Raw genomic sequence first — 18,851 nt, forward strand, 5'->3', positions numbered from 1 at the left:
CCGCCTCGCTTGCATGATCATCAATGCAGGCGACGCTATCCGGACGTATGTCCCTGATCACCCCGGACAGCGTTCCGGTTATCGTGCTGTGGGTGAATGAAGGTTGCCCCGGACTGGACTGGGCGGCGGCGGGTCAACTGCCGCCGCTTTCCTTTTCCCGGCGTTCCTGAAGTGCGACCAGCGCCGCGCGCAAGCCTTCCAGGGCGGGCAACAGGAAGAACTTGCAAAACAGCCCCACCAAGACCCATGCAAGCATCAGCGCCGCGAACGCAATCCCGAGAAGCGCGCCGATGCCGAAGAACAGGAAAAAGGGTCCGAAGGCTTCCATCTGTGATCTTTCTGTCAGCGGTCAGGATAGGCGGAACACGGCGCGCATTTCAATGCCCATCGAAGGCCGCGCCCAAAACGCCCCACAGCCCCTCCTTAAACGCGTTTAACAGGCGTTTAAGAAATTTTCGGCGGTGAGGGGTGCCGAGAGACAGGAAGCCGCTCAGTGGGCCGCTGAGAGGCTTGGAGCAAAAAGGGGCGATGCCGCGCACCGCCCCCTTCAACGTTTGTCGCGCCGCGCAGGTCATGCGGCCTTGTCGCGGGCCTTCATCTTCTTCAGGGCGGTGATCACCTTGCGCGCGTCGTGGGCCGTCACGAAGCGCAGGCTGGACATGCCGAAGTACCGTTCCAGCCAGACCGCCAGACCGTCTTCAACATCGGCACCTGACCACTCCTTCCAGATCGTCCTGATCAGTTCGAGCTGGGCGAAGCTGGCCATGCCCTCCCGCGCGCCATAGTCCGGCCCCTTGGCGGTCAACGGCTTGAAGCCCAGATATTCGAACAAGCCCATGAGCGCCGTGAACCCGTCCTGGTCGAGCTCCGTCACGGAGGTGACCCCGCAAAGATCGACCAGGCCAGACCGGAACTCTGCTTCGGTCAGCCCCAGCTTGCTCTTGGCCACATGGATAAGGGCGATCTGTTTGTTACTGATCGACATTGCCCGCCTCCTTTCCGTTGCGCGTGGTGGCGTTGATCAGATCCACGATCTGCGTGTGCATGCCTTCAAGATCGGCCTGGACGCGCACGCCCATCTCCGCGCCCGCCTTCGCGGCGGCGCTGATCATGTCGATCTTGTGCGAGTGGCGCGAGGAAACCTCGAGTTCGGTCACCAGGTCATCCACCAGCTTCAGGAGCGCCGCCAGAGACCCCACGTCCGCGATTGCGTCATTGGATGCCATGTAAAGGCCGTCGCGGCACAGGGTCAGCGTTGCCTTGGGGTTTTCAGAAGAAGTGATCATTGGACAATTCCTTTATTTTACGCGCAGTTGAGCGAGGGCGGTGTTGATGTGGGCTTGGGTAATGTCTCCTTGCCGCGCAAGGATCGCTGCAAGCTGAAGAACCTTCACGACGCTTCGGATTTGACGCGTTGCCGTTCCCTCCGGATTTTCACCAGAGAGGGCGGCGAGCGCGGATGCACACCTGACCCCGTAGGAAGCGGCGATCTGTTGAAGGTCTTGCGCTGTTGCGGCACCGAGGATCAGCTTTGGATCCGCTCTGGTCCATAGCTTTGACAGTCGCTTGAGTTTTTGCGCAAGGCTCATGTCGCCGATCAGCGCAAGGTTTGCGCCAGCCTCTTCACAAGTGATGCGCAGCCATTCAAGACCGGTTTCGCTGAGATTGTTGGCCTCGTCGAAGATAATGGTTGCGCCCGAAAGCTGCCGCCCTTCCCGAAGCGATCGACGGATCGAGGTTTCGTTTTGGTATTCGTATGCAACATGGCAGTGTGAGGCGAGGAGCTCTGCGGGCTCACGATCTCGGGTTTTTCGATTGCCACTCCCTGCCGCGGTGAAGATCAGAACATTGCTGTTCATCATCTTGAAGTGCTTGGCAGCCTCGGTTTTGCCGATGCCTGGGACACCAGCGATCATCGCCATCTGCGGACCGGGCAGCACCGTGATCAACTCTAGGGCGTCAACAATTTTCTGAGCTGTCGGCGTGGTTACAAAACCTCCAGGCTCAGGTGGCGGATCGGTCTTGGCAAGAGGGATAGGTTCTGGCATGTTTGCCTCCTCTGAGTACGCGGGCTCGCCCGCATTAATGGCATGAGAGGCGGGTTCAGCGCTTCTCATGCCTCATTCCTTTTCTTCAAACCTTCGGTCTTGAATTGTTGCAGCACAGCCAAGATTTTTGGGTCAGAAGAGTGTTCTGAAGTCGGTTTTTTCGATCCGCGCAGCGGTGACGCAAAGTGCCCGGCGACAACTTTGCTGTTTTCGACTTCTGTCGAAGCGGTGTCGCATCCGCCTTCGTCCAGTTCTGCAAGAAGTTGCTGATATTCATTAACAGCCAATAGATTGGTCGCGGCGTCTGCTTCCTGGGCCGCTTTTCGGGCAGCCTTCTTGTTCTTGCTCGCCTGTTGGACGCCTTCGGAGCTGTCATAATCTCCGCGCTTTACGTGCGCGATGTCAGCACAGATAAGCCGCATACTCTCGTCATAAGCTACGCCTGGAGCGCTGAAGTTGGTCGGATCATATCCGAACAGAACCTTCTTTTTCTTTTCGTGGTGCGGCATCAGTGCGTTCACCGATGTATGATCACCGTAAACCCAGTTGTTGATCTTGATGCGGCCATTGAGGTCAACGGCCCGCCATTCGTAAGTCAGGCTGGCATGATAGAGCTGTTGCTCCGTCGCTTTGCGCAATACTCGACCCGCCATAAGATCATTGAATTGCTGATCGTAAGAACGCCCATTCGCGCCTTGGTTGCGCCGTCCTGTCTCTGTATTGTGCCGTTCGACCTCGCGCGTGATCACAGAACGCGCGAACTCAAAAGTCACGGGAGTGATGCTGCTATCAGGCTTTTCGCCAACGCTGTGGCCAGCATGCGCGCCTTTGAACTCAGGTCGATCATCTATGCTGCGTGATAGGGTTCGAAAGGTTCGCTCCGCCTCCTTGGCGCGACCATTCCTTGGAAGTGCGAAGTGCATCTTGATGCCCAATAGAGCACAAACACCGGGCGGCGTTGTGCCGACCTCCAGCTTGCGCTTCTTTCTGAAATGGGTTGGGTTGCCGCCAGCAATGAGGTTCCCGGCGAAGGCGCGGCCATTGTCAGTGTACAGCTTGTCAAACAGGCCATATTTACGCACGGTCTCGACGATAAGCGCCTTGGTTGTAGCGGCATCTTCGGCTGAGGCCAGCTTCCAGCCAAGAATCTTGGTGGATGCCACATCAACCAGAGCCAAGAAGGTAGGCCGAAGCGGGCTGCCATTCGTCCCCTCGATGAAGAAATCAAGCGTCCGGCCATCCAGCGAAACCCATTCCAGAGCGTGAATGCTTGTCTTGTCGCGCAACACAGGCTGCGAAAGCCGCTTCTGCGCCTCCTTCTGGCCCACCCGTGCAGTCAGCCTTTCGGTGTATGGCAGCGCCTTCCAGCGGCGATTGACTGTTTCATATGCAGGCCAGCGCCAGCCCTGCTTCTGCGCCACATCGCGCGTATCACGCCACGCTTGAATGATCGGGAAATCCTGATGGGCGAGATGGATCGTCTTCAAGAAGAATTTCCAAGCGGCTTCGCTCATCTCCGCCTCCACCGTCCTTCCGGTATGTGCGGTGAGGAGTGCGGGGGCGTAGTTGATTTGGTCAACACCTTTCAGCGCGGCGAGAAGGCGTTTCAGCGACGCAACTGAGAGCATATCACCATTGAACTGCGCGCTCAGGCGCCCATGGCAGTCGGCCCACTTAACCCCGCTGTCGCGTAGCTGTTGGAGCGCGCATGCAATCTTTGCCTTGCGCTCAGCATCGGCGCGGCGTGTCGGTGCGGCCGCCAGGAAGGCTTCCCAAGCATCGCCGTCCCACTCACCTTGCGCCCGACCATCCTTTGGGCCAAGCGCCGCCGCAAATGCCTGAAGCTCCGGTTGCGGCAGCTCTGCGGGGTCGATCACCAGCCTTTCGCCGCCTGGACATGGTTGGCGGTGAACGGTGATCCCATTACGCTCAAGCCACTTTCGGGCAGATGTTTTGTCGCGCGGTATCGCCCCAACACCAAGGAGTTCTTTTACTGGTGTCATGGCGCGTCTCGCCTTTTGGCTTCGCAGTATACACGCTCCACCAACGCCGCTGCTTTCGGTCCTGCCCAGTCGCCGATCAGAGCTTTTCTCACATTCTGCTTTGCAAAGCCGTTTTTTCGTGCCCAGCCCGATAGGGTTTGACCCTGCATAACCAGCAAGCCCATGACCTCTTTCAAGAGTTCTGGAGATGGTGTAGGGTGTTGATAGGCAATCATGCATCGACCTCGTGGGTTTGCATGTAAACTATGTCATCGACATATTCAAGTCAAGGGGGCTTCATGGGGACTACCACCGACGATTTAATCGACCAGTTGAAGGAAAAGTTCGCGGTCGAAACCGATGCGGACCTCGCGCGGAAGCTCCGGGTGGATAAGAGCACTGTCTCATCTTGGCGGCGCAGGGATGGACTGCCCGCCCGGTTCCAAAAAATCCTAGAGGTTGGCCTTTCGGCGCAATCGGTGCAGGCACCGCCGCTTGAATGGGGCGAAGAAGAGAAAAAGGCATTCTCGCTCGCCCTATTTCGTTATTGCCGCCTATACGCAGACATCGTGAAGCGTGGCGAGTTCCGAGACCTTGCCAACTTGTTCCCCGGTGGTATGGGGGCTTTCTGGGTGTTGATGTCTCAGGCACACAGAGACCTGATCAGTCGGCAAGGCTCAGGCCAGCACAGCCTCGATACGGCCCTGAGCTTGTGCATCTACGATGACCTCGAATACGGCTCTGGCGCAATCGAGAGAGATCTGTCTCTTGTGCCCAGCCATATGAGACCGGCTCAGGCCGCCGATGACCGCCCGTCAGACAAAAAATGAGGTGTGGGGTGTGGGCAACTTGCCCACACCCCCTCAGTTGGCCATCATTGATTTTTAAGCGTTTTTCGCGCCAGCTTCGAAGGCCCATACCCCCCCAAATCGCGCGCCAGCATGCTCCCGTATCAAATCAAGTGACAGCGTTCCCGCTAAGTCATTGATTTGTAACGGTCGAAAATTCGCGGCTGGATCAAATCAAGTGACCGCCCACACCAGCCCGGTGCAATCATCGCGCTTGATCCAGATTTCCGGGCCACCCAGTTCGGCGCTCAACCGGTCCAGACGTTCCAGAGGGGTTGGAAAATGACCAAGCCGATACCGCGGAAAGCGTGCAAGATGCATTGTGTTTATCCTGTCCTGTTCATATCAATATGTGAAACACGGAATTTACCCTTGTTCAAATGCCAATATGCGACATAAACATGCACAAATTGCATATAGGAGTGCAAATGCGGTTGGAGTGGATAGAAGATATTCTGGCTGTGGCCGAGAATGGGTCGTTCCAGATGGCTTGTGAAAAGCGCAATGTCTCGCAGCCTGCTTTTTCGCGCCGGATACGGCAGATTGAACAGGCCTTGGGTGTTACGCTGTTTGACCGCAGCACCCGGCCCGCGCGGCTGGCCCCGCATATTCAGGACCAGCTTGACCGGATGCGCGACCTGTCCGCCGGGCTGCGCGATCTGGCGGCGGCCATGCAAGACAAGGACGGCACGCGGCGGCGGCGCATCGTCATCGCCTCGCAACATGCGATTGCGGCCACATCAACCCCCGAAATCATGGGCCGCTTTGCCGATCTGGATATCGACACACGTTTGCGTTCAGCAAACCGCGACGATTGTCTGGCGCAGGTGATGACGCGCCGCGCCGATATAGCCTTTATCCATGATGTGATGGGAGCCGAAGAAATCCCCGGTTCGGATTTTCTGGACATTGCGACCATGGGGCGCGAAACCCTGATCCCGGTTTTCGCGGGTGACAAGTTGGCGCTTTTGAACGATGCCTACAGCCATGGCGAATTGCCGGTGATCGCCTACCCGTCGGATGTGTTCCTGGGGCAGGTGCAAAGACGGGTCATCTTTCCACGATTGATCCGTGTTGGTCGGGTGCGCCCCCGGCTGGAAACCGCGCTTACACTTGCCGCGCTGGAATTTGCGCGCACGGGCTTTGCGATCGCGTGGATACCAGAGCCGCTTGCGCGAGACGAAATCCGGGATGGGCGGCTGGTTGACCTAAGCGCGACGTTGCCTTCTGTCCCGATGACGCTGATCGCCGCCCGGTTAAGCGATACGGTAACGCCGATTGTCCGCGATGTCTGGCAACGGATTGTCCAGCATCCGCCGGCGCCGCATGGCCAAGGCGCTGTGCGGCACAAGAACGGGGGTCGCAATCCGGACTCGTGATACGGCTTGCAACATGGGCATCAATAATATATCGTAAAACGACGATATACGATACTGCTTCCGGTCAACATGGTGCAACAGCTCGAAAACCCTGAAGATGCGCAACTTGCGGCGCTGGCGAAAGCCCTGGGGCATCCGGCCCGGCTGCGCATCTTGCGGCTGCTGGCGCAAACGCCGGGCTGCATTGGGGGCGATATCGTGGGCGCGGTTGGGCTTGCGCAATCCACAGTGTCGGAACATCTGCGCATTCTGAAAGACGCCGGCGTGATCGCAGGCCAGATCGACCCGCCGCGCGTGTGCTATTCGCTTAGCCCCGGTGCGCTTGTGCCGCTTGCCGCCCTGATCGGCGTGCTCGAGGCCGCGCCGACGGGCGATGCGTGCTGCACCCCACCCACCGCCACCGAAGGATAAGCCATGTCCCTGTTCGACCGTTACCTGTCCGTCTGGGTTGCGCTGTGCATCATCACCGGCATCGTTCTGGCAATGCTCCTGCCGGGTCTGTTCGCGACACTCGCCGCGCTGGAATACGCGTCGGTCAACCTGGTCGTGGCGGTGCTGATCTGGGCGATGGTCTACCCGATGATGGTCGCGGTCGACCTTGGCGCGCTGAAGGGCGTAGGTCAGCGGCCAAGGGGCCTGATCATTACCGTGGTGGTGAATTGGCTGATAAAGCCCTTCACCATGGCGGCCCTTGGTGTGCTGTTTTTTGAGCATGTCTTCGCGGGTATGATCGACCCTGCCGATGCGGGCGAGTATATTGCCGGGCTTATCTTGCTGGGCGCGGCCCCTTGCACGGCGATGGTATTCGTCTGGTCGCAACTGACCAAGGGCGACCCGAACTATACGCTGGTTCAGGTGTCGTTGAACGATGTCATCATGGTGTTCGCCTTCGCGCCCATCGTAGCGGTGTTGTTGGGTGTGACCGATATTGCCGTGCCATGGGAAACGCTGGTTTTGTCCGTGGTCCTTTACGTCGTTTTGCCGCTTGTGGCCGGTGTTGCCACCCGGTCGTGGCTGATGCGCCGCGAAGGGGAAAGCGCCGTCGCCCGCTTTACCGCGCAGATCAAGCCAGCCTCTATTGTTGGGCTGCTGCTGACGGTGGTGCTGCTGTTCGGGTTTCAGGGCAATGTCATTCTGGATAATCCGGTGCTGATCTTGGTGTTGGCCACGCCCATCCTGATCCAGTCTTATGCGATGTTCGCGTTGGCCTATGGCTGGGCTTGGGTTTGGCGCGTGCCGCATAAGGTTGCCGCACCCTGCGCGCTGATCGGAACATCGAATTTCTTTGAACTGGCGGTGGCTGTCGCCATCGGGCTGTTCGGCCTGAATTCCGGCGCGGCACTGGTCACGGTTGTCGGCGTGCTGGTCGAAGTGCCGGTGATGCTGTCGCTCGTCTGGTTCGCCAACCGCACCCGCGAGCGCTTTCCCGCATGAGTGACACACCCCAGCTAAACGCCGCCGCTTTTGCCGCAATCGACCGTGATCGCTTGTTGACCCCAGCCCTTGCAACCCATGCGCCGCGTATCCTGATCCTGTATGGATCGCTGCGCGCGCGGTCGTTCAGCCGCCTGACCGCCGAAGAAGGCGCGCGCATTCTGATGCGGCTGGGCGCAGAGGTGCGGTTCTTTCACCCGTCCGGTCTGCCCTTGGTGGATGACGGTGTCGATGCCCGCCATCCCAAGGTGCGCGAATTGCGCGATCTTGTGGCTTGGTCCGAAGGCATGGTGTGGTCCAGCCCCGAACGCCACGGCGCGATGACGGGCCTGATGAAAACGCAAATTGACTGGATACCCTTGTCAGAGGGGGCCGTGCGCCCGACACAAGGCAAGACGCTGGCGGTTATGCAGGTCTCTGGCGGGTCGCAAAGCTTCAACGCGGTGAACCAGATGCGGCTCTTGGGGCGTTGGATGCGGCTTTTGACCATTCCCAACCAATCCTCTGTCGCCAAGGCCTTTCTTGAATTCGACGAAGAGGGGCGGATGAAACCATCAGCCTATTACGATCGCATCGTCGATGTCATGGAAGAGCTGGTGAAATTCACGCTTCTGACGCGTGATCGGGCCGAGTATTTGGTAGATCGTTATTCCGAACGCCGCGAAAGCGCGGTAGAGCTGTCGGCGCGGGTCAACCAATCCACGCTCTAGGCGCAGGCCGTGGCATTCCTGCATTTTAGGGTTGTTCCGGGCGCGGTGCATGGGCATGCTTGACCAAGCCCCAGTATTCCGTGGTTTCCGTGCCAAAAATTCTGCACACCGCTGATATTCATCTTGATTCCCCGTTGCGGTCGCTTGCCCTGCGCGATGAGGCCCTGCACGACAGGGTGCAGGCGGCCACGCGGATGGCATTTACCCGGCTGGTCGATACCGCGCTGGCCGAACAGGTCTTGGCGCTGCTGATTGCGGGCGATCTGTTTGACGGGCGCGCCCGGAGCGCGCGCACCGCCGCGTTCCTGACCGCGCAGCTTGAGCGCCTGCGCGGCGCGGGTATCCGGGTGTTTTACATCAAGGGCAATCACGACGCGGAAAACCCGCTGAGCGGTGCGCTGGACCTGCCGGAAAATGTGCATGTGTTCGATGCGCGCGGCGGCTGCGTGCAACTGACAGACACCATCTGGATACACGGTGTCAGCTTTGCAAAGGCCGAAGCACCCGACAGCCTGTTGCCACGCTTTCCCGCGCCGGTGCCGGGGGCGGTCAATATCGCGATGCTGCATACCTCTCTGGCGGGGGCGGCGGGCCACGACACCTACGCCCCGTGCCGCCTGTCCGATCTGACCGGCATGGGGTTCGATTACTGGGCCTTGGGCCACATCCACAAACGACAGGTTCATGCAAGCGACCCGTGGGTGGTGATGCCCGGCATCCCGCAGGGCCGCGACATTGGCGAAGCCGGGCCGAAATCTGCAACCCTGCTGCGCATTTCGGATGATGGAATCGCGCTGTCCGAGGTGCCGAGTTCGGTTGTCGAATTCACGCTGTCTTCGCTCGACATTTCGAATGTGGATAGTGATGACGCCCTGCGCACGGCGCTGCGCCGCCATATTCACGCGCTGGCAGAGGGGTTGACCGCGGGGTCCGGCGTGCTGCGCCTGACATTGAGCGGCACACCGCCGCGTCATTGGCATATCCTGCGCGACCGGGACTATTGGGTCGAAACCGTCGCCGCCTTGCTACAGGATAGCGGCAAGCTGTGGCTGGACAAACTGCTGCTAGAGCTTGACGCCCCGGGCAACGCTACGCCAAGCGGCAGCGCAACGGCGGAATTGGGCCGGCTGATGCAGGGGATCGGCACAGAACCCGCCTTCGCCGCCGCCGCCCGCGCCGAGATTGAAGAGTTGACCGGGGATCTGCCCGCCTCTGTGCGGGCGGCGTTGCTGGACGGTCCCGATGCACCCGACAGGCTGGCCGAAACCCTGTCGCAAAGCGGAGCGCGCCGGGTTCTGGCGCGCTTGAAAGGGGCCGAGGGCTGATGCGGTTGCGACGCCTCTCGCTGGATCGCTTCGGCCATTTCACCGGCCATGCGCTGGATTTCGGCCCTGCAAGCGCGCGCCCCGATTTCCATATTGTCTATGGCCCGAACGAAGCCGGGAAAACCACCACGATGGAAGCGGCCTTGCGGCTGTTCTACGGGTTTCAGCATGTCGAACCCTATGCGTTCAAACACCAGCGCGCCAATTTGCAGGTCAGCGCCGAGATAGAGATTGACGGCACGCCCCGCAGCTTTACCCGCTTGCCAAAGCGCAGCGGCAACTTGGTCAATGGGCATGGCAATGCGCTGCCAGAGGCCGCGCTGGCCGCGCATCTGGGCGGTATGGCCGAAGAGGATTATCGCAACCTGCTGTGTCTGGATGATGCCACCATCGAACGCGGCGGCGAGGAAATCGTGCAGGCCCGCGGCGATACGGGGCGACTGCTGTTTTCCGCAGCCGCCGGGCTTGCGCATTTAAGCAGCGTTCTGGATGCCGTGCGCACCGAGGCCGATGAGATTTGGCGCAAGCGCGCCAGCAAGACCCGCATCGCCGTGCTGAAGCGTGACTTGGCCGATGTTGAAAAAGCCATTCGCGCGCAGGACGTGACCGCCAGCGCATGGCAGGCTTTGAAAAAGACAGCGGCGGAAGCGGTCCGCTCTGAAGCGGTGGCCCGCGAGGCGCGTCACGCCGTGCAGGCCGATGCCGCCGCATTGGAGGGCAAGCGCCGCGCCTTGCCGCTTTTGGTCGAACTGGATGCGCTGCGCGACGATCTTGCCCCGTTTGCCGATTATCCCGATCATCTGGGCTTTGATCTGGAAGCGCTGGTCACGCTCAAGACTGACCAAAGCCGTGCCGAGGGTGATATCGTGCGGCTTGAACAGGAACTGACCGACCTTGGCGCGCAACGCGCGGCGCTGGTTCTATCGCCCGCGCTGGTGGCCTTGTCGCAGGAACTGGACCTGCTCGACCCGTTGCGCGCGCGCGATGTGTCCGCCGGGTTGGACCTGCCGCGCCGTCGCGACCAACTGGCCCAGACCGAAGCGGCCATGGCGCAAGCCGCCCGCGATCTTGGCGCGCCGACAGGCTGCGACCCGGCTTTGCTGGTGCCAACACAAGCGCAACTGGCCGGGCTGGAGGATGCGCGCGACCGGCTGCGCCAAGCGCGCGCCACGCTGCAAGCCGAAGCACAGGAATTGGCCGAGCTGACCGAAACCCGCGACCGCGCCAAAGCGGCGCTTGATCGGCTGGCGGTGCAAGGGGCGCAACCGGCGGATCTGGGCGCGATCTTGGCCCGGCATGACGCGGACAGGCTGATGCCGGAACATGCCTCTGCGGTGCAGGCCATTGCAACTGCGGAACAGGCCGCGCGGCAGGCTTTGGACCGGCTTGGCCACCCCGGCGCGCGTTTCACGACGATCCCGGACTGCCCGATGACCCCGCTGCGCGCGCGCCAACTGGTCGAGTTGCATAGTGAAATCGCAGGCAAGATTGCACAAGAGCAAGCGCTGCGCGACACCCACCGCGCCGATGCTGCCGCGCGACAAGCGCAGGCCGAGGCGCTGTTGCGCGACAGCGATCTTTGCACCGACGACCGGATTGCGCAAATGCGGGCCGAGCGCGACAGGCTTTGGGCCGACCACAAGCTGGCGTTGTCCGCGCGCACGGCGCAAGCGTTCGAAACCGCTATGCAGGCGCTGGATGGCGCGCAGGAAACCCGCATCGCCCATGCCGCAGAGCTTGGGCAGCTACGCCAGATCGCGCAGGCCAGCGCAGAGGCAAAGGCCCGCGCCGATCAGGCCGATGCAAGGCTGGCCGCTTTGCACAGCGAGCGCGACGCCCTGCTGGCAGAGATTGACGAAGCAGCGGCGCTGTCGGGGCTGCGGACCCCGATCCAGCCCGATGAATGGCTGGATTGGGTTGTGCGCCATGGTGCCGCGCAAGAGGCACAGTTGGCTGCTGCCGCCACGCGCGACGCATATGCAGACACGCTGGCCCGCGCGCAGGCGCTGCGCGATGCGTTGGCACCGCATCTGGATATGGTTGCGCCGGATGTGGCTGGCGCCGTTGCCGCCGCGCGCCGCTTTGCCGAGGCGGACCGCAGCGCCCGCGAAACCCGCGCCGCCGCGCAAGAGGCTTTGCGCCGCGCCGAAGACGCGCTTGCAAAACGGGCTGAGCGCTTTGCAAATTGCCAGCATATCGCGGCAAAGGCCGAGACGGCGTGGCAAGCCGCGGTTGAAGACGCTTTGCGCGGGTCGGTCGCGCCCGAGGGCTTGCTGGCCTCGCTGGAGCCTGTGCGCAACCTTGTCGCCCAGAACGCCGCGCGCAAGGATGCCGCGCAGCGCGTCGGCACCATGGAGCGCGATCAGGCCCTGTTCGCAGAGAAGGTGGCGGCCTTGGCCCAGACACAAGGCATGAGTTTGGGCGCGACACCCGCTGACAGCTTTGCCAAGCTGCGCGCGGCATCGGATACCGCCCGCCGCGCCCAGACCCGCGCGCAAGACTTGGATGGGCAATGTGCCAAGACGCGCGCTGCGCTGGACGAAGCGCGCGCAGCTTTGGCCGAAATCGCGCGCAGGGTCGAAACCTATGCTGCCGAATTCCCGACAAGTGCAGAGACCAGCACGCTTGATGCGCTGCGCGTGACCGCAAATCAGGCCATGCAGGTGATCGAGAAGCGTGTGCAACTGGTGAAGCTGGAACGCGATATCCTGTCAGAACTTGGCGCAGCGACGCTTGCGTCTGCCCGCACAGCGCTAGAGGGGGAAACCCTTGTCACCCTTGGCACCAAGCTGGACCGCGCCCGCGCCGAGCTAGAGCGCGCCGAGCAGGCCTGGACCGCGGCGACAGAAGCGCGTGTGACCGCGCAACAGGCGCTGGCGCAGATCACGGGCGATGCCGGTATTGCCAGCCTGACCGAGCAGCGCAGCACATTGGAATTGCAGCTTCAGGACGCGGTGCAAGAGTATCTGGAATTGTCTTTCGGCCACAGGCTGGCAGATGCGGCCATTCGGCGGTATCGCGACACGCATCGCAGCGGCATGATGGCCGCGACCGAACGGTGTTTTGCGGCCCTGACGCAAGGTGCATATACCCGGCTGACCAGCCAGCCCGACGGGGCAGGGGAAACGCTGCTGGCGGTTGATGCATCGGGCACGGCCAAGCGCGTGGCAGAGATGTCGAAAGGCACCCGGTTCCAGCTTTACCTTGCCTTGCGGGCCGCCGCGCATGAGCAATTGATCGCGCAAGGCACCTGTTTGCCCTTTTTCTGCGACGATATTTTCGAAACTTTCGACGAGGCGCGCACCAGCGCCGCCTGCCGCGTGATGGAGCAAATCGGCACGCGCGGGCAAGCAATCTACCTGACGCATCATCGCCATGTGGTCGAGATCGCGCAACAGGTCTGTGACACGCCGCCAATTTTGCACGAGATTTAGGTCTGGCTTGCCCCCCTTGACAGGCAGGCGCTGCAAGACGATGGTGCAATATGTGACAGGGGCGTCCGCGCAGGCGGGCTGAGAAGCACCCTTCGAACCTGAACCAGATCATGCTGGCGTAGGGAGTCGCGGAAACCGTCCAGCGCCAGAATGGGGCTATGGCGGTTTTGCGTTGCTCCCGCAGGCGTTTGGCGGGAGGATATGATGACAGACCACGGAACCCATTTGGACCAGATGCGCGCACAAGCGCCCTTGGTTCATAACATTACCAATTACGTCGCCATGAATATTATGGCCAATGTCCTTCTGGCGGTGGGCGCGTCGCCCGCGATGGTCCATGCCCGACAGGAAGTGGCCGAATTTGCCGGGCTGGCGCAGGCGCTGACTGTCAATATCGGCACCGCAGACCCCGATTGGGTAGAGGCAATGGCACTTGCCGCGCAGGTCATGACGCAGGCTGGCCGTCCTTGGGTGCTGGACCCGGTCGGCGTGGGTGCAACCCGGTTCCGGCAAGACGCCTGCGCGCGGCTGGTCGATCTGGGGCCAAGCATCATTCGCGGCAACGCATCTGAAATACTGGCGCTGGCCGGGACCGCCGCCGCCGGACGCGGGGCAGATGCCGCCGACAGTGTCGCCGCCGCACAAGAGGCCGCGCTGGCGCTGGCACGGCGCAGCGGGGCGGTGGTTGCCGTCTCTGGCCCCGAGGATTTCGTGACCGATGGACAGCAAAGCTTCCATGTCGCCAACGGACACCCGATGATGCCGCGGATCACGGCGCTGGGCTGTTCGCTCAATGGGGTGATCGCGGCTTTCGCGGTAGCAGCCCCAGCGCTGCCCGCAACTGCTTCGGCGCTGGCCTATTACGGGCTGGCGGGCGAGCAGGCAGGCGCGCGCAGCGAGGGGCCGGGTGGGTTTCAACCCGCGTTTCTGGATGCGCTTTACGGCATGACAGCCAGCGCGCTTGATGCTGGCGCAAAGGTGCGCGCCGCATGATGGGGCCGGTCTATGTCATCACCGACCCCGACGCGCCCTGCCCGGTGGCCATGCAAGCCCGGCTTGCGGCGCAAGGGGGTGCGGGTGCGGTGCAAATCCGCGACAAAACCTTGCCCGATGACGAGTTCACTGCCCTTGTCGCCAGCCTGCTTCCAGAAATGACCGCGCGCGGTGTCATGCTGATCGTGAATGACCGCGTTGATGTGGCGCTGCGCAGTGGTGCCCATGGGCTGCATATCGGGCAGGGCGACGGCGATCCGGCGCAGATCCGCGCGCGTCTGCCACAGGGCATGATCCTTGGCCTGTCGGTCGAGACACTGGCGCAGGCCAAACAAGTGCCGGCGGGCGTGGATTATATCGGTGCAGGGCCGGTGCGGGCGACCGCGACCAAGCCTGATCATGCCGCGCCCATTGGCTTTGACGGGTTGGCGCAGATTGCCGCTGCGGCACGCCTGCCCTGCTACGCGATAGGCGGGATCAAGCCGGGCGATGCGGGGGCGGTCAAGCATGCCGGGTGTGTGGGTATGGCGGTCGTCTCTGCCGTGACCCGCGCGCCAGACCCGGCCCTTGCCACCCGCACCCTGCTGACCGAATGGAGCGATGCATGATCCCGAATATCCTGTCGATTGCCGGGTCGGACCCGTCCGGCGGTGCTGGTATCCAAGCCGACATAAAGGCGATTTCGGCCAATGGTGGCTATGCCATGGCCGCAATCACGGCCCTGACGGCGCAAAACACCCAAGGCGTGCAGGGCGTGCACATGGTTCCGCCCGAATTTGTTGCCGCGCAGATTGCCGCCTTGCGCGCGGATATCCGCATAGATGCCGTCAAGATTGGGATGCTGGGCAGCGCTCAGATGATCGCGGCGGTGCGCGATGCCGTGGCGGGGCTTGGCGTGCCGGTGGTGTTGGACCCTGTCATGGTGGCCAAAGGCGGTGATCGGCTGTTGCAGACAGAGGCCGTGGCCGCCTTGCGTGCGGCGCTGCCCATGGCCAGCGTCCTGACCCCGAACCTGCCAGAGGCCGCCGATCTGCTGGACCGGCCCGAAGCCACGGACCGCGACCAGATCGAAGATCAGGCCAAGGCGCTTCTGGCGCTTGGGCCGGGCGCAGTGCTGCTGAAGGGGGGGCATCTGCCGGGCGCAGACTGCCCTGACCTGCTGGCCACGGCCGATGGGCTGACATGGCTGCCCGGTCCGCGCCATGACACCCGGCGCACGCATGGCACGGGCTGCACGCTGTCTGCGGCGCTGGCCACGCTATTGGGGCATGGTCAGGCGCTGCCGCAGGCGTGTGCCGGGGCCAAGGCCTATGTCGCAGGCGCTATTCGCCATGCCGATGCCTTGTCGGTCGGGCAGGGGCACGGCCCGACACATCATTTTCACGCAGTGAAAGGCTAGTTCCATGAGTTTTATGACACGCGCGCTGGCCGAAACTGCGCCGCTCTGCGCCGCGATGCGCGATATGCCCTTCAACCGTGGTCTGGCCGATGGGTCGTTGCCGCGTGCAGCGTTTCAACGCTACATCATTCAGGATGCGCATTACCTAAATGGGTTTGCCCGGGCCTTGGCGCTTGCCGCCGGGCGCGCGCCAGATGCGCAGGCCGTCAGCCAGCTTGCGGGTTTTGCCGCGGGCACCTTGCAGGCAGAGCACGAATTGCACGCCCATTACATGGGTCTGTTCGGGGTGACCAAAGACGACTTTGCCGCCACCCCGCCCAGCCCGGCTTGTGACCATTACACCAATTTCCTGATTGCCACTTCTGCCACGCGCAGCACGGCTGAAAGCGTGGCTGCCGTGCTGCCCTGTTTCTGGGTGTATCGCGATGTCGGGCGCGCGATCCATGCGTGCGCCGCGCCGGATACCCCCTATCGCGCTTGGATTGACACCTATGTCAGCGACCGCTTCGATGCCGCGGTAGAGGCGTGCTGCGCCGTTGCCGAACGCCTATACGAATCCGCGCAGGGCACCACCCGCGACAGCATGTGCACCATATTCGCGCGCAGCACCTTGCTTGAATGGAGCTTCTGGGACAGCGCTTGGCATGGCCATGCTTGGCCTGATCCGGTGGCAGTGGGGCAGGGGTGAACGCAGCCAAGGCATGGACCCCGATTGCGACAATTGTTCCAAGCCGGGCGGGAAACCCGGCGCAGTGCAATCGTTTTGTCATGGAAGGCTGTTACGAACTGGTTAAGCGGGGTAATCCCCCAATGTCACCAAGCTGTGGACAGGCGCGATGCAGACCATATTCAGTGCTTTTGCCGAATCTCGGATGCAGGATCGTATGTGCCAAGCTCGCGCCGCTTTGTGGAGGCGGAAATGAGCCTGATGGCTGCCCTTGGTGTTGCGGGTTTGACCGGGGTGCATCTGCTCTCGGCAGCGCTTGTGGCTGCGCGTCTGAGGCCTGCCACCGTGACCCGTGTTCACCGCCCGGTTTCCATAACGCTTCTGCGCCCCGTGCATGGGCTGGATGCGTTCGATCTGGAAACGCTGGAAAGCAGCTTTTATCTGGCTTGGCCGGACTATGAGATCATCTTTTGCGCTGCCCATGCCGATGACCCGGTCTGCGAAGCCCTGCGCCAGATGATCGCGCGGCACCCCAACCGCCGCGCCCGGTTGATGATCGGAGAGCACAGGACCACCGCGAACCCAAAGCTGAACAATCTTGAAAAAGGTTGGCGCGCGGCAAGTGGCGAAGTGATCGTCATGGCGGATGCCAACCTGCTTTTGCCGCCCGATTACCTGCAACGCCTGTTCGCCGTCTGGGACGAGGACTGCGCACTGGTCAGCAGCCCGCCCGCAGGCATTCGCCCCGGCAACCTTTGGGGCGCGGTTGAATGCGCCTTTCTGAACGGGTTTCAGGGCCGCTGGCAACTGGCGGCGGACAGTGTCGGTTTGGGCTATGCCCAAGGCAAGACCTTGATGGTGCGCAAGGATTGGCTGGAACAGGCCGGCGGGTTGCAGGCGTTGGGCCGCAACCTTGCCGAAGACGTGGCCTTCACCAAACTGGTGCGCGAACGTGGCGGCAAGGTGCGGCTGACACGGCAAATGTTCGCGCAGCCTGTGGGCGAGCGTCGCGCGCGTGCCGTTTGGGACCGGCAGTTGCGCTGGTCACGGGTGCGGCGCGATGGGTTCGCGGGGCTGTTCGCCTTCGAGATCTTGCTGGGCGGCTTGCCGCCCGCGCTGATGTTGGCCAGCTTTGCCGGGCCTGGCTGGATTCTGCCTTTCCTTGCCTTGTGGTATGGCACGGAATGGGCCTTGTCGCGTGCGGCGGGTTGGCCGCATGGCCCGCGCGACGTGGCCGCCATGGTGCTGCGTGACCTTATGCTGCCCGCGCTCTGGGTCGCCGCCTATGCGCGGCGTGGCTTCGAATGGCGCGGCACGCGGCTGGATGCCGCGCAGCATGATCCAGCTTGAAACGCTCGCCCCTCTGGTCGCGGAGTTCGGCTTGTGGATCGTGGCGGCGGCGGCGATCATAGAAGGGCCGATCGTTACTGTCTTGTCCACGGCACTGGCGCGGCAAGGCTTGCTGCCTTTGGTGCCCTTGGCGGCCATCCTGCTGTTGGGCGATCTGGTGGGGGATTTGCTGCACTATGCCCTTGGCCGACGTGGGCTGGCCCAGATGCCGCGTGCATGGCGGCGGTGGCTGGGGCTTGGCCCGGCGCGCGCGCTCCAACTGACCCGGCATTTCGGGCAGCATGGCGGCAAGACGTTGATGCTGGCCAAGCTGACCCATTCGGTCGGTGCGCCTGTTCTTGTGGCTGCCGGGATGGCCCGGATGCCGGTTGGGCAGTTCTTGGGGTGGAACGCGCTGGCATCGGTTCCCAAAACCGCCGCGCTTATGGCGCTGGGCTGGTATGCGGGCGATGCGTGGCGGCAGATCGAAACATGGCTGGGGCGCTGGACATGGGTTGTCCTGATCTTGCTGGTTGCCTCGCTGGCGCTTTGGTGGCTTTGGAGGAAACGATGGCCGCAAACGTAAGCTGCATCATTCCCGCCTATAATGAAGGCCCGCGCATTGCGCAGGTTCTGGCGGTGGTCCGCGCGCAGCCACTGATTGACGAGGTGATCGTGGTGGACGATGCCTCTGACGATGACACGGCTGCGCAGGTTCTGGCTATGGCGGATGTTACCTTGATCCGGCAGCCCCGCAATGGCGGGAAATCGCGCGCCGTCGCCGCCGGGTTGCGCGCGGCGAAGGGGCGGATCATTCTGTTCTTGGATGCAGATCTGACCGGGCTGGATGCACAGGCCCTGCGGGCCTTGATCCTGCCGGTTGTGACAGGCCGCGCCGATACCACGATCAGCCTGCGTGGCAATGCGCCTTGGCCGTGGCGGCTAATTGGCCTTGATTACATCTCTGGCGAGCGGGCCATGACGCGCGCATTCGCCCCGTGTCCCGATCTGTTGCAAACCCTGCCGCGGTTCGGGATGGAGGTGGCGATGAACCGCCTCTGGCTGGACCGCACCGCCCGGTTGCAAGTGGTCGCTTGGCCCAAGGTCGCCAGCCCCTTGAAGGGCGCGAAGCGCGGCTTTGTGGCCGGGCTTGTTGCGGATATTGCCATGCTGCGCGATATCGTCGCCACCGTCGGTGCCCGCGAGATTCTGGCGCAGATACGCGGCCTGCGGCGCAATCGTATCCAGACCGTGACCGGCAGAGCGCGGCCAGATGCTGTGCAGCACCAAGGCTGAACGAAGA

20 protein-coding genes, 1 pseudogene and 1 riboswitch are annotated in these 18,851 nt (G+C 62.4%); of the genes and pseudogenes, 14 read left to right on the top strand and 7 right to left on the bottom strand.

Annotation, left to right across the window (positions count from 1 at the left end; genetic code table 11):
* Positions 1 to 133: 133 nt before the first annotated feature.
* From AWT76_RS00215 to AWT76_RS16795, 6 genes are all read right to left on the bottom strand, one after another.
* On the bottom strand, positions 134 to 328 hold the full coding sequence (locus AWT76_RS00215) for a hypothetical protein (protein ID WP_072244195.1): 195 nt from the start codon (positions 326 to 328) through the stop codon (positions 134 to 136).
* Positions 329 to 571: 243 nt separating this feature from the next.
* On the bottom strand, positions 572 to 985 hold the full coding sequence (locus tag AWT76_RS00225) for a regulatory protein GemA (protein ID WP_072244197.1): 414 nt from the start codon (positions 983 to 985) through the stop codon (positions 572 to 574).
* Entirely contained in the window at positions 972 to 1,286 is a 315-nt protein-coding gene (locus tag AWT76_RS00230) for a hypothetical protein (RefSeq protein WP_072244198.1), read from the bottom strand. Before AWT76_RS00230 ends, AWT76_RS00225 begins: the two co-directional genes overlap by 14 nt.
* 12 nt (positions 1,287 to 1,298) lie before the next feature.
* The gene (locus AWT76_RS00235; protein ID WP_072244199.1) at positions 1,299 to 2,117 is read right to left on the bottom strand and encodes an AAA family ATPase; all 819 of its coding nucleotides are present in this window, start codon (positions 2,115 to 2,117) and stop codon (positions 1,299 to 1,301) included.
* Entirely contained in the window at positions 2,114 to 4,051 is a 1,938-nt protein-coding gene (locus tag AWT76_RS00240; RefSeq protein WP_176699294.1) for a transposase domain-containing protein, read from the bottom strand. The genes AWT76_RS00235 and AWT76_RS00240 overlap by 4 nt, the downstream gene beginning before the upstream one ends.
* Positions 4,048 to 4,266 (bottom strand): hypothetical protein, encoded by a 219-nt coding sequence (locus tag AWT76_RS16795; protein ID WP_176699295.1) that lies wholly within the window; start codon positions 4,264 to 4,266, stop codon positions 4,048 to 4,050. Before AWT76_RS16795 ends, AWT76_RS00240 begins: the two co-directional genes overlap by 4 nt.
* 63 nt (positions 4,267 to 4,329) lie before the next feature.
* Between AWT76_RS16795 and AWT76_RS00245 the strand changes: the two genes are divergently transcribed.
* On the top strand, positions 4,330 to 4,860 hold the full coding sequence (locus AWT76_RS00245) for a helix-turn-helix domain-containing protein (protein WP_072244201.1): 531 nt from the start codon (positions 4,330 to 4,332) through the stop codon (positions 4,858 to 4,860).
* Between the two features lie 210 nt (positions 4,861 to 5,070).
* Here the strand turns inward: AWT76_RS00245 and AWT76_RS16540 are convergent.
* Positions 5,071 to 5,199: pseudogene (locus tag AWT76_RS16540) on the bottom strand (D-cysteine desulfhydrase); the annotation flags it as partial.
* Positions 5,200 to 5,306: 107 nt separating this feature from the next.
* Here AWT76_RS16540 and AWT76_RS00250 point away from each other — a divergent pair.
* From AWT76_RS00250 to AWT76_RS00310, 13 genes are all read left to right on the top strand, one after another.
* A complete protein-coding gene (locus AWT76_RS00250) occupies positions 5,307 to 6,257 on the top strand; it encodes a LysR family transcriptional regulator (protein WP_072244202.1) in 951 nt (316 codons plus the stop codon).
* Positions 6,258 to 6,329: 72 nt separating this feature from the next.
* The gene (locus tag AWT76_RS00255) at positions 6,330 to 6,668 is read left to right on the top strand and encodes an ArsR/SmtB family transcription factor (protein WP_245638736.1); all 339 of its coding nucleotides are present in this window, start codon (positions 6,330 to 6,332) and stop codon (positions 6,666 to 6,668) included.
* Positions 6,669 to 6,671: 3 nt separating this feature from the next.
* On the top strand, positions 6,672 to 7,691 hold the full coding sequence (arsB, locus tag AWT76_RS00260; RefSeq protein WP_072244204.1) for an ACR3 family arsenite efflux transporter: 1,020 nt from the start codon (positions 6,672 to 6,674) through the stop codon (positions 7,689 to 7,691).
* Positions 7,688 to 8,401, top strand: coding sequence for an arsenical resistance protein ArsH (gene arsH / locus AWT76_RS00265; RefSeq protein ID WP_072244205.1), 714 nt, complete (start codon positions 7,688 to 7,690; stop codon positions 8,399 to 8,401). The genes arsB and arsH overlap by 4 nt, the downstream gene beginning before the upstream one ends.
* Positions 8,402 to 8,460: 59 nt before the next feature.
* Positions 8,461 to 9,726: a metallophosphoesterase family protein gene (locus tag AWT76_RS00270; RefSeq protein ID WP_245638737.1), complete on the top strand. Its 1,266-nt coding sequence runs from the start codon at positions 8,461 to 8,463 to the stop codon at positions 9,724 to 9,726.
* A complete protein-coding gene (locus AWT76_RS00275; protein WP_072244206.1) occupies positions 9,726 to 13,160 on the top strand; it encodes an ATP-binding protein in 3,435 nt (1,144 codons plus the stop codon). The genes AWT76_RS00270 and AWT76_RS00275 overlap by 1 nt, the downstream gene beginning before the upstream one ends.
* Positions 13,161 to 13,207: 47 nt before the next feature.
* A riboswitch (TPP riboswitch) is annotated at positions 13,208 to 13,302 on the top strand.
* Between the two features lie 62 nt (positions 13,303 to 13,364).
* Positions 13,365 to 14,153, top strand: coding sequence for a hydroxyethylthiazole kinase (thiM, locus tag AWT76_RS00280; protein ID WP_072244636.1), 789 nt, complete (start codon positions 13,365 to 13,367; stop codon positions 14,151 to 14,153).
* Positions 14,150 to 14,761: a thiamine phosphate synthase gene (thiE, locus tag AWT76_RS00285; RefSeq protein WP_072244207.1), complete on the top strand. Its 612-nt coding sequence runs from the start codon at positions 14,150 to 14,152 to the stop codon at positions 14,759 to 14,761. Before thiM ends, thiE begins: the two co-directional genes overlap by 4 nt.
* Positions 14,758 to 15,552 carry a bifunctional hydroxymethylpyrimidine kinase/phosphomethylpyrimidine kinase gene (gene thiD / locus AWT76_RS00290; RefSeq protein ID WP_072244208.1) on the top strand — a complete coding sequence of 265 codons (795 nt, stop codon included), beginning with the start codon at positions 14,758 to 14,760 and terminating at the stop codon, positions 15,550 to 15,552. The genes thiE and thiD overlap by 4 nt, the downstream gene beginning before the upstream one ends.
* Before the next feature lie 4 nt (positions 15,553 to 15,556).
* Entirely contained in the window at positions 15,557 to 16,240 is a 684-nt protein-coding gene (tenA, locus tag AWT76_RS00295) for a thiaminase II (RefSeq protein WP_072244209.1), read from the top strand.
* Positions 16,241 to 16,471: 231 nt separating this feature from the next.
* Positions 16,472 to 17,569 (top strand): ceramide glucosyltransferase, encoded by a 1,098-nt coding sequence (locus tag AWT76_RS00300; protein WP_072244210.1) that lies wholly within the window; start codon positions 16,472 to 16,474, stop codon positions 17,567 to 17,569.
* Entirely contained in the window at positions 17,556 to 18,134 is a 579-nt protein-coding gene (locus tag AWT76_RS00305; RefSeq protein WP_072244638.1) for a DedA family protein, read from the top strand. The genes AWT76_RS00300 and AWT76_RS00305 overlap by 14 nt, the downstream gene beginning before the upstream one ends.
* Positions 18,119 to 18,844, top strand: a complete 726-nt coding sequence (locus AWT76_RS00310; protein ID WP_072244211.1) for a glycosyltransferase family 2 protein — start codon at positions 18,119 to 18,121, stop codon at positions 18,842 to 18,844. Before AWT76_RS00305 ends, AWT76_RS00310 begins: the two co-directional genes overlap by 16 nt.
* Positions 18,845 to 18,851 lie beyond the last annotated feature (7 nt).

The sequence above is a fragment of the Roseibaca calidilacus genome (assembly GCF_001517585.1).
Lineage (GTDB): Bacteria > Pseudomonadota > Alphaproteobacteria > Rhodobacterales > Rhodobacteraceae > Roseinatronobacter > Roseinatronobacter calidilacus.

Bases quoted from the DNA above. Each gene is read 5' to 3' on its own strand.
- AWT76_RS00215 (WP_072244195.1), bottom strand. From the start codon at position 328: ATGGAAGCCTTCGGACCCTTTTTCCTGTTCTTCGGCATCGGCGCGCTT.
- AWT76_RS00225 (WP_072244197.1), bottom strand. From the start codon at position 985: ATGTCGATCAGTAACAAACAGATCGCCCTTATCCATGTGGCCAAGAGC.
- AWT76_RS00230 (WP_072244198.1), bottom strand. From the start codon at position 1,286: ATGATCACTTCTTCTGAAAACCCCAAGGCAACGCTGACCCTGTGCCGC.
- AWT76_RS00235 (WP_072244199.1), bottom strand. From the start codon at position 2,117: ATGAGAAGCGCTGAACCCGCCTCTCATGCCATTAATGCGGGCGAGCCC.
- AWT76_RS00240 (WP_176699294.1), bottom strand. From the start codon at position 4,051: ATGACACCAGTAAAAGAACTCCTTGGTGTTGGGGCGATACCGCGCGAC.
- AWT76_RS16795 (WP_176699295.1), bottom strand. From the start codon at position 4,266: ATGATTGCCTATCAACACCCTACACCATCTCCAGAACTCTTGAAAGAG.
- AWT76_RS00245 (WP_072244201.1), top strand. From the start codon at position 4,330: ATGGGGACTACCACCGACGATTTAATCGACCAGTTGAAGGAAAAGTTC.
- AWT76_RS00250 (WP_072244202.1), top strand. From the start codon at position 5,307: ATGCGGTTGGAGTGGATAGAAGATATTCTGGCTGTGGCCGAGAATGGG.
- arsB (WP_072244204.1), top strand. From the start codon at position 6,672: ATGTCCCTGTTCGACCGTTACCTGTCCGTCTGGGTTGCGCTGTGCATC.
- arsH (WP_072244205.1), top strand. From the start codon at position 7,688: ATGAGTGACACACCCCAGCTAAACGCCGCCGCTTTTGCCGCAATCGAC.
- AWT76_RS00275 (WP_072244206.1), top strand. From the start codon at position 9,726: ATGCGGTTGCGACGCCTCTCGCTGGATCGCTTCGGCCATTTCACCGGC.
- thiM (WP_072244636.1), top strand. From the start codon at position 13,365: ATGACAGACCACGGAACCCATTTGGACCAGATGCGCGCACAAGCGCCC.
- thiE (WP_072244207.1), top strand. From the start codon at position 14,150: ATGATGGGGCCGGTCTATGTCATCACCGACCCCGACGCGCCCTGCCCG.
- thiD (WP_072244208.1), top strand. From the start codon at position 14,758: ATGATCCCGAATATCCTGTCGATTGCCGGGTCGGACCCGTCCGGCGGT.
- tenA (WP_072244209.1), top strand. From the start codon at position 15,557: ATGAGTTTTATGACACGCGCGCTGGCCGAAACTGCGCCGCTCTGCGCC.
- AWT76_RS00300 (WP_072244210.1), top strand. From the start codon at position 16,472: ATGAGCCTGATGGCTGCCCTTGGTGTTGCGGGTTTGACCGGGGTGCAT.
- AWT76_RS00305 (WP_072244638.1), top strand. From the start codon at position 17,556: ATGATCCAGCTTGAAACGCTCGCCCCTCTGGTCGCGGAGTTCGGCTTG.
- AWT76_RS00310 (WP_072244211.1), top strand. From the start codon at position 18,119: ATGGCCGCAAACGTAAGCTGCATCATTCCCGCCTATAATGAAGGCCCG.